Here is a 7,683-nt window from a genome sequence, read left to right as displayed (position 1 = left end):
CCCGACAAGCCGGCTCTGCCGATTTTCTCCATGCGCATCCGCGATCATCAGCGCGGCGGTCATATCCATCAGCAACTTTTCACCCGCTTGCTGTCCGATTGCTACGGTATTCAGGCACGTGGCGGCTGTGCCTGCGCCGGGCCCTATGCGCATCGACTGCTCTCCATCGATGAGCCCGCCTCGGCAATCCTGCGCCGCGAGATCCTGTCGGGTCATGAAATCGAAAAGCCCGGCTGGACCCGGCTGAACTTCAGCGTTCTGATGAGCGACGAGAAGGTGGATCGGGTCATCAACGCGGTGGCGACGCTTGCGCGACAGCCATACCCGATGGCCGATATCTATCGCTGCGACGAGCAGACAGCCCGCTTCGAAGCGCTCTCAGCCTGAAGGATGGCCTCTGCGGGGGCGAACAAGGCAAACTCTGTGTCCCGCCAGGCTCTGACCCGGCGGGACGGTCGTCAGGATATCAGGCGTCCTCTTCGGTCTCGTTCTGGGCGATCTGAAAGGCCCCGGCATTGAGCTTCGAGGCGGCATGATGCCCCAGTGATACCGCGCCAAGGCAGAGCACGGCTGAAAGAATGATGTTGAGCATGGCGCGGCCCCATGCATCGGCACGCATCAGATCCAGCGTCTGAAGGCTGAATGACGAGAAGGTGGTGTACCCTCCGCAAATCCCGACCATGACAAAGAGCCGCATGTTTTCCGAAACGGGAAAGCGGCCATGGGCGAGCGTCAGCGTGCCGAAAAAACCGATAACGAACGATCCGACCGTATTGATGGCCAGGATCGTGCCCCACGGCATGGAGCGGCTATAGGGCGCGGTCGCGACAGAGACGAGATAGCGCCCCAGCGTGCCAAGGGCCCCGCCGAGCATGACGAAAAGACAGGCGGTGAAGGACATGAGAGGGAATAGCTCCGGTCTGGTTCGTCGGGATCACCGCCTTATCATAGGGTGGCCGAGGCTTACAGGGCTGTCTCGCGCGGCATGACCTTCCTGAGCCGGTACAGGCCCAGCGTCTCAATGCTTGCCCCTGCGCCCGTCGCCTCAAGCTTGAGGAAGCTGAGCGGGTTGGCTGAAAAGAGCAAGGCGGTTCCTACCGAAAGGCCACCATTGGCGAATACCTCAAGTGTGCAGGCATCAAGCACCAAACGTATGTCGAAATGGCGGTCATCGGCATTGAGAGGGGTCGAGAACTGCCCGGTAAAGAAAGGCTGCTTGAAACCGTTGAGATCGGCCCGGTCAATCCAGAGCTGACCGCTGAAGGCGTCAAAACCGATGGTGAGGTTCTCGCCCATATCATTGCCGAACACGATAACGAACCGGCCTGTGCGCCCCTTGTCCCCCAGCGGCAGATTAGGGGGCATCTGGTCAACGGTCGCACTCAGGACCAGTTCGAGCGCCACGCCTTGCGGGAGGGGCACCGAGGCACTGGCACCGGCGGCCAGACGCTGACAGGTGAAAGCGATGGGCGCTTCACGCAGCGTTTCCAGCCCTTTCGGGGCCTGGGCGAGGCGCAGCCAGCCGGCTGAGTCATGGCGCAGTGTCATGAGCCGGGGCAGGGTCATGCAGCCGCGCCAGCTTTGTGTCGGGAGTTCCTGACAGTACTGCCAGTTGCCCAGCCAGGCGATGGAGACGGCCTGCTTGCCCGGCATGTTCTGGTAACATTGAAGGGCATAGGCATCCTTGGCAAAATCCGTCAGCCCGATCACGGTGTCATCGGGGGTGAAGCGACTGCCATCGAAGCTGCCAACGAAATACTGGGTGATGCTGCCCCCCGTCGGCCCACCGGGATTGACCGAGATGAACAGAACCCAGCGCGACCCGCCGCCTTCAACGGGAATCTCGATCAGATTGGGGCATTCATAATCGACGCCATACAGGCCGGACGGGCCGAAATCGCTGAGATGCACCCAGTGTCGGAGATCGATGGAGGCGTAGAATGCAATCTGATGCAGGCGTGACTTTGCAACCACCATGACCCATTGGCGGGTGGGCTCGTGAAAGATCACCTGCGGATCACGGAATGAGTTGCTGCCGATATCGAGCACCGGATTCTGGGCGATATCGTGAAAACTCTGCCCCCCGTCCTCACTGATCGCCAGATACTGTGACTGCTTCTTGGGCGTGGCGCGGGTGTAGAGGGCAACCAGTCCACCTTGCCCTTCCTTGAACAGGCCTGAACTGTTCTGTGCGTCCAGCACAGTGCACCCGGTAAAGGCCTCGCCAGCCGGTGATTCATTGAGCGCAATTGGCTGGTCCTGCCACGACAGCAGATCCTTGCTCGTCGCATGGCCCCAATGCACGTGACCGGCATAGGGGGCAAAGGGGTCATACTGATAATAAAGATGAAAAACCGACCCATCATGAATGAGCCCGTTAGGATCGTTCATGAACCCGCTCTCGGGTGAAAAATGGATCGTGGGGCGGTAAAGGGCATCGCTTTGCGTGCGAATGACCGGATGGGCGGTGGCTCCCGGCTGGTCAGCAGGGGAGGGATGCGAGGCGTTGGGCTCGGCCTTTCTTTCCCCGTCCGGTGCCTTGGGTGCCGCAACAGGGCCAGGCGCTGCCTGCGCCAGTGCCGCTCCCATCAGGCCACCACCCGTCGCGACAAGCGAAGCGAGGGCCCGTCGACGGCTCAATCCGGGGAAAACGGGACGCTCGGGCATCTGAACTCTTTCTGTCGGCATTGGGGGAAGGCCGGGGCGCACCCCGATGGAAAACCAGCATAGGTCAGCGATGACCCGGCGCCAAACGAGGTCGCCACGGAGTACCTCGCTCCAGTGCGGCGCCTGTTCACAGAGGCTCGCGTTCAGACCGAAAATCACGGAGTGGTGTTCTGTTCACGCAAGAAATCATCGGATTTTGTGAAGAACAGACCTATTTCATGAGATCATGTCGTTATATCTAACAGTCCTGTCATGTTCGCGTATCGCTGGAGCATGTCGGGACCTGTAAGGAATGACGAGATGGCACAGGCACTGGTTCTGGAAGAGCGTGGCAAACTGTCCCTGCGGGATATCGCCCTTGATGACACGCTTGGCCCTGATGATGTGCGTATTGCCATCCATACGGTCGGGATCTGTGGGAGCGATGTGCATTACTACTCGCATGGCGCCATCGGGCCGTTTGTCGTGCGTGAGCCCATGGTGCTGGGGCATGAGGCCTCGGGGACAATCACCGCACTGGGTAGCCGCGTCTCGGGCCTGCAAATCGGTGATCGTGTGTGCATGGAGCCGGGTATTCCTGACGTGCATTCGCGTGCCTCCCGCCTGGGGCAATACAATATCGACCCTTCCGTACGCTTCTGGGCAACCCCGCCTGTGCATGGTTGCCTGACGGCCTCTGTGGTGCATCCAGCGGCTTACACGTACAAACTGCCTGATCGTGTGAGCTTTGCTGAAGGGGCGATGGTCGAGCCGCTGGCGGTCGGCGTTCACGCCTGCGTCAAGGCCCGCCTGCAGCCCGGCGACGTCTGTCTGGTTACAGGGGCAGGACCCATCGGGATCATGACAGCGCTCGCGGCGCTAGCCTCCGGGGCAAGCCGGGTTTTTATCAGCGATTTCTCGGCACCCAAGCTCGCGATAGCCGGACGCTATGCCAATATCGTGCCGATCAATCTGGCCGAGGCAAAACCGGCCGAGCGTATCGCTGCCGAGTGCGGTGAGGGCTGGGGCGTGGATGTGACCTTTGAGGCGAGCGGGTTCGAGGGAGCCTATCAGGACGCACTGGACTGCACACGGCCTGGAGGGCGTCTGATACTGGTCGGTATGCCTCCCAAGAAGGTCGCCCTTGATATCGTTGCGGCGCAAGCCAAGGAGCTGAGCATCGAGACGATCTTTCGCTATGCCCATGTCTATGATCGCGCCATTGCGCTCGTCGCTTCTGGACGTATCGACCTCAAGCCGCTGATCTCCGGCAGCTATCCGCTTAGCGAGGGTATCGCGGCCTTTGAGCGAGCGGCGGAGGGTAGGCCGGACGACGTCAAACTCCAGATCACGCTCTGACGTCCTGCACAGGCGAGGCACGTCTCATGTCGTATCTCAATGGCATTTCTACGGGTCATACCTGTCCTGGGCAGAATGGACGAGGGGTGCAGAACCCTGCCATTCTGGAGTTGATACCTGAGCAGAAGACCGGCAGTTTCCGTTGGCACCAGCATGATTATCCGGCAGCCATTGCCTGCTGGAACTATCATCCGGAATATGAGCTGCATCTGATCACACGCGGCGCAGGCCGTGCGATGATCGGCGATCATATCGGCGCCTTTTCGGCGGGTCAGCTTGTGCTCATCGGGCCGGATCTCCCTCATGTTTGGTTCAGTCCCCTTTCCGAAGGCGAAGTGCTCCAGGGACGCGACGTGGTGCTCCAGTTCAGCCAGAACTGGATTGAGGGATTGATTGCGCTCTGCCCGGAGTTGTCAGGGCTGACGCGTATGCTCGCAGAGTCAGTCCATGGGCTGGAATTCACCGGCGTGCAGGCTCTCGCCCATGCCGAGGCTCTCGTCGCGATGGGTGCGCAAAGCGCGGGGCAGAAACTCGCCTCCTGCATGTCCCTTTTGTCTGCGTTGTCGCAATCGCCCTGGCGGCGTCTGTCTACCGGGCGCGATCGCCCTCTGCCGGGTGGGGTCGGTGTTTCGGGTGCTGCGCGCATCAACCGTCTGGTGCGTCATCTCCTGACGACCGATCCCGCCACGATCCGCCACGAGAGCATCGCCTCATCCCTCGGCATGACGCCTTCAGGTTTCTCGCGCCAGTTCCGCGCGGTGACGGGGGAGACTTTCATGAGCTTCGTGCAGAAGCTGCGTATCGGCCATGCGTGTCATCTGCTCGCCACGACCTCGATGGCGGTGACTGATATCTGTCGAGAGGCAGGGTTCAGCAATCTCTCGAATTTCAATCGCGTGTTCCTGAGTCTGCGTGGCTGCACGCCGCGTCAGTTTCGCCAGCAATCGCAACAGATCACCGCGCCTCATCTCTTGGCGCATTCCCGTACCCTTGGCGCGCCGGTAGCGTCGCCTGCAGGAGGCATGAACCTGTCATGACCGATCTCTCCACCCGTTTTTCGCTCAAAGGCAAGGTTGCCGTCGTCACCGGGGCTTCGCGCGGGCTAGGTGTCACGATCTGCGAGACGCTGAGCGCCGCAGGGGCTGATATTGTCGCCATTGCCCGGGACGAGGCGCTTCTGGATGAGACGCGCGCGCTCGTTACCGCGCAGGGGAGGACCTGTCTCGCCATTGCAGCCGATCTGCTCGATGCACGAGCGGCAGAGCAGGCTACCGCCCGCATGCGCAGCGAAATCGGCATACCGACGATCCTCGTCAATAATGCCGGGATGAGCATACCGAAATCGCTGACCGAGCAGAGCGTCGCGGAATGGGATTCTATCCTCAATCTCAACCTGCGGGCGCCCTGGCTCATGGCGCGGGCGCTGGTGCCGGGCATGATCGATGCCGGGGGGGGCAAGATCATCAATATCAGCTCCATGGCCAGCAGCGTGGCGCTGACTGATCATGGCCCTTATGTGGCGTCCAAGGCTGGTCTGAATGGCCTGACCAAGGTGATGACCGCCGAATGGGCGCCACATAACATCCAGTCCAATGCTGTCTGCCCCACCGTGGTCTGGACGCCCATGGGCGAGCGCGTCTGGGGTGTGGGTGACAAGCTCCAGCGCTTTCTCGAAAAAATTCCCGCGGGTCGTGTCGCCACACCTCAGGAGGTGGCCGATCTGGTGCTCTATCTCGCGACCCCTGCCTCGGGGATGATCAACGGGCAGGAGATCTTTGTTGATGGCGGCTATACCGCCATCTGAACCGACAGGACCGGGCGTCTCGACCGGTTGAGCCCGGTCACGGCGTCGCATCAACTGAGCCCGTGCCCCGGATGACGGGGCATGGAAAACCGCACCGGGCAGGCAATGCCCATTTCGATACGAGTTCAAAATGAACAAGTTTCTCAAGACGCTTCTTGCCTCGACCCTCATCACCGGGTCCGCGCTCTCTTTGGCCTCCGGCAAGGCTTGCGCAGCCGAGCCGCTCAAGATCGGCGTGTCCTTTCAGGAGATGAACAACCCTTATTTCGTCACCATGAAGGACGCGCTGCAGGATGCAGCCAAATCCATCGGGGCCACGCTGATCATCAGCGATGCGCATCACGACGTGTCCAAGCAGGTCAGCGATATTGAGGATATGGTGCAGCAGGGCGTGCAGGTTGTCCTCATCAATCCGACCGATTCAGCGGGTGTCGCCTCCATCGTTAAGACCGTGCACGATAAGAACATCCCTATTGTCTCTGTCGATGCCCAGGCCAATGGCCCTATCGATGCCTTTGTGGGATCGGAGAATTACGATGCCGGTTTCAAGGCGTGCACCTATCTGGGCCAGACCATCACCAAGGGTGATGTCGGTATCATAGACGGTATTCCCGTGGTGCCGATCCTGGAGCGCGTCAAAGGATGCAAGGCCGCTCTGGCGAAATTCCCGGGTATCAAGATCGTGAGTACGCAAAACGGCAAGCAGGAGCGCGATCAGGCTCTGACGGTGGCTGAAAACATGCTGCAGGCCAATCCTGATATGAAGGGTATTTTCAGCGTCAACGATAACGGCTCGCTGGGCGTGTTGTCGGCCATTGAGTCGAGCGGGCATGACGTCAAGCTTGTAAGCGTGGATGGCGCACCCGAAGCGATCAAGGCCATTGCCAAGCCGGGCTCGCATTTCATCGGCACGGCCGCGCAATTCCCGCGTCAGCAGATCTGCCTCGCCCTGGCTATGGCGCTCGCCAAGTACTGGGGTGCAGTGCCGCCCGCCACAGTGCCCGTGGATGTGGAACTGGTCGACGCCAAGGGGGCGAAGACCTTTAGCTGGTGAGAGCCAAGCGGGGCTGCGCCTCTCTTTTTTCCCGATCCTGAGCATCTATTCCTGAACACCTATTTGGGGGCGGTAAGGCATCATGACAGAAATTCACTCTTCTTCTGCCCTGCCGCTCCTGAAGCTGCAGGGCATCACCAAAAGCTTTCCCGGGGTGAAAGCGCTCAAGGGCGTTTCACTGGACCTCATGCGTGGTGAGATTCATGCGCTGCTGGGTGAAAACGGTGCCGGGAAATCGACGATTATCAAGATCATAGGCGGCATCCAGCGCCAGGATGAGGGCGAGATGCTGCTCGATGGCGAAGCGTGCCATTTCACGAGCTATCGCGACGCCATCGCGCGCGGCATCGGCATCGTGTTTCAGGAATTCAGCCTAGTGCCCGATCTCGACGCGATCGATAATATCTTTCTGGGGCGAGAAAGGCGCAATGCGCTCGGGCTGAGCCGCCGCACGGCCATGGCGCGTCAGGCGGCTGGCCTTTTTGAACGCATCGGCGTGCAGATCGACCTGACCGTCCCCGTCGGACGGTTGAGTGTTGCCGAGCAGCAATTCGTGGAGATTGCCAAGGCGCTCTCGCTCGATGTGCGCATCCTTATTCTGGACGAGCCAACGGCTCCGCTGACGCCTAATGAGGCAGCGCTGCTTTTTCGTGTCATGCGGCAGCTGCGCGATGAGGGCATCGGGATCATTTTTGTCTCGCATCATCTCGAGGAGATCTTCGAGATCTGCGACCGAATCACCATTCTGCGCGACGGTGCGAATGTCGGCCTGACACCAGTCGCATCCTGCAGCATGGATCATCTGGTCGAGATGATGGTG

At 60.4% G+C, this 7,683-nt stretch carries 7 protein-coding genes and 1 pseudogene; 6 read left to right on the top strand and 2 right to left on the bottom strand.

Features of this window, described 5'->3' with window-relative positions; translation table 11 throughout:
- Nucleotides 1-387, top strand: a pseudogene (locus P792_RS39430) (aminotransferase); the annotation flags it as partial.
- Nucleotides 388-466: 79 nt separating this feature from the next.
- On the opposite strand, the gene crcB reads toward P792_RS39430, so the two are convergent.
- Nucleotides 467-901 carry a fluoride efflux transporter CrcB gene (gene crcB, locus P792_RS35075; RefSeq protein WP_023979964.1) on the bottom strand — a complete coding sequence of 145 codons (435 nt, stop codon included), beginning with the start codon at nucleotides 899-901 and terminating at the stop codon, nucleotides 467-469.
- A gap of 62 nt (nucleotides 902-963) precedes the next feature.
- The gene (locus P792_RS35070) at nucleotides 964-2,667 is read right to left on the bottom strand and encodes a glycoside hydrolase family 32 protein (protein WP_023979963.1); all 1,704 of its coding nucleotides are present in this window, start codon (nucleotides 2,665-2,667) and stop codon (nucleotides 964-966) included.
- Between the two features lie 300 nt (nucleotides 2,668-2,967).
- Here P792_RS35070 and P792_RS35065 point away from each other — a divergent pair, with 300 nt between their 5' ends.
- The 5 genes from P792_RS35065 to P792_RS39425 form a co-directional block, all read left to right on the top strand.
- Nucleotides 2,968-4,005 (top strand): NAD(P)-dependent alcohol dehydrogenase, encoded by a 1,038-nt coding sequence (locus P792_RS35065; protein ID WP_023979962.1) that lies wholly within the window; start codon nucleotides 2,968-2,970, stop codon nucleotides 4,003-4,005.
- Between the two features lie 26 nt (nucleotides 4,006-4,031).
- Nucleotides 4,032-5,042 carry an AraC family transcriptional regulator gene (locus P792_RS35060; protein WP_051395973.1) on the top strand — a complete coding sequence of 337 codons (1,011 nt, stop codon included), beginning with the start codon at nucleotides 4,032-4,034 and terminating at the stop codon, nucleotides 5,040-5,042.
- Nucleotides 5,039-5,809 (top strand): SDR family NAD(P)-dependent oxidoreductase, encoded by a 771-nt coding sequence (locus tag P792_RS35055; RefSeq protein ID WP_023979960.1) that lies wholly within the window; start codon nucleotides 5,039-5,041, stop codon nucleotides 5,807-5,809. The genes P792_RS35060 and P792_RS35055 overlap by 4 nt, the downstream gene beginning before the upstream one ends.
- Before the next feature lie 130 nt (nucleotides 5,810-5,939).
- Nucleotides 5,940-6,863: an ABC transporter substrate-binding protein gene (locus P792_RS35050; RefSeq protein WP_023979959.1), complete on the top strand. Its 924-nt coding sequence runs from the start codon at nucleotides 5,940-5,942 to the stop codon at nucleotides 6,861-6,863.
- Between the two features lie 82 nt (nucleotides 6,864-6,945).
- Nucleotides 6,946-7,683 (top strand): ATP-binding cassette domain-containing protein (locus P792_RS39425; RefSeq protein WP_023979958.1); only part of this gene is annotated, 738 nt, incomplete at its 3' end.

Source organism: Asaia sp. SF2.1, assembly GCF_000505765.1.
Classification (GTDB): domain Bacteria; phylum Pseudomonadota; class Alphaproteobacteria; order Acetobacterales; family Acetobacteraceae; genus Asaia; species Asaia bogorensis.
This window is presented reverse-complemented; position numbering and strand designations above follow the sequence as displayed.

Excerpts from the sequence above, each read along its gene's own strand:
- P792_RS35050 (WP_023979959.1), top strand. The coding sequence starts at position 5,940 with ATGAACAAGTTTCTCAAGACGCTTCTTGCCTCGACCCTCATCACCGGG.
- P792_RS35065 (WP_023979962.1), top strand. The coding sequence starts at position 2,968 with ATGGCACAGGCACTGGTTCTGGAAGAGCGTGGCAAACTGTCCCTGCGG.
- P792_RS35060 (WP_051395973.1), top strand. The coding sequence starts at position 4,032 with ATGTCGTATCTCAATGGCATTTCTACGGGTCATACCTGTCCTGGGCAG.
- P792_RS35055 (WP_023979960.1), top strand. The coding sequence starts at position 5,039 with ATGACCGATCTCTCCACCCGTTTTTCGCTCAAAGGCAAGGTTGCCGTC.
- crcB (WP_023979964.1), bottom strand. The coding sequence starts at position 901 with ATGTCCTTCACCGCCTGTCTTTTCGTCATGCTCGGCGGGGCCCTTGGC.
- P792_RS35070 (WP_023979963.1), bottom strand. The coding sequence starts at position 2,667 with ATGCCCGAGCGTCCCGTTTTCCCCGGATTGAGCCGTCGACGGGCCCTC.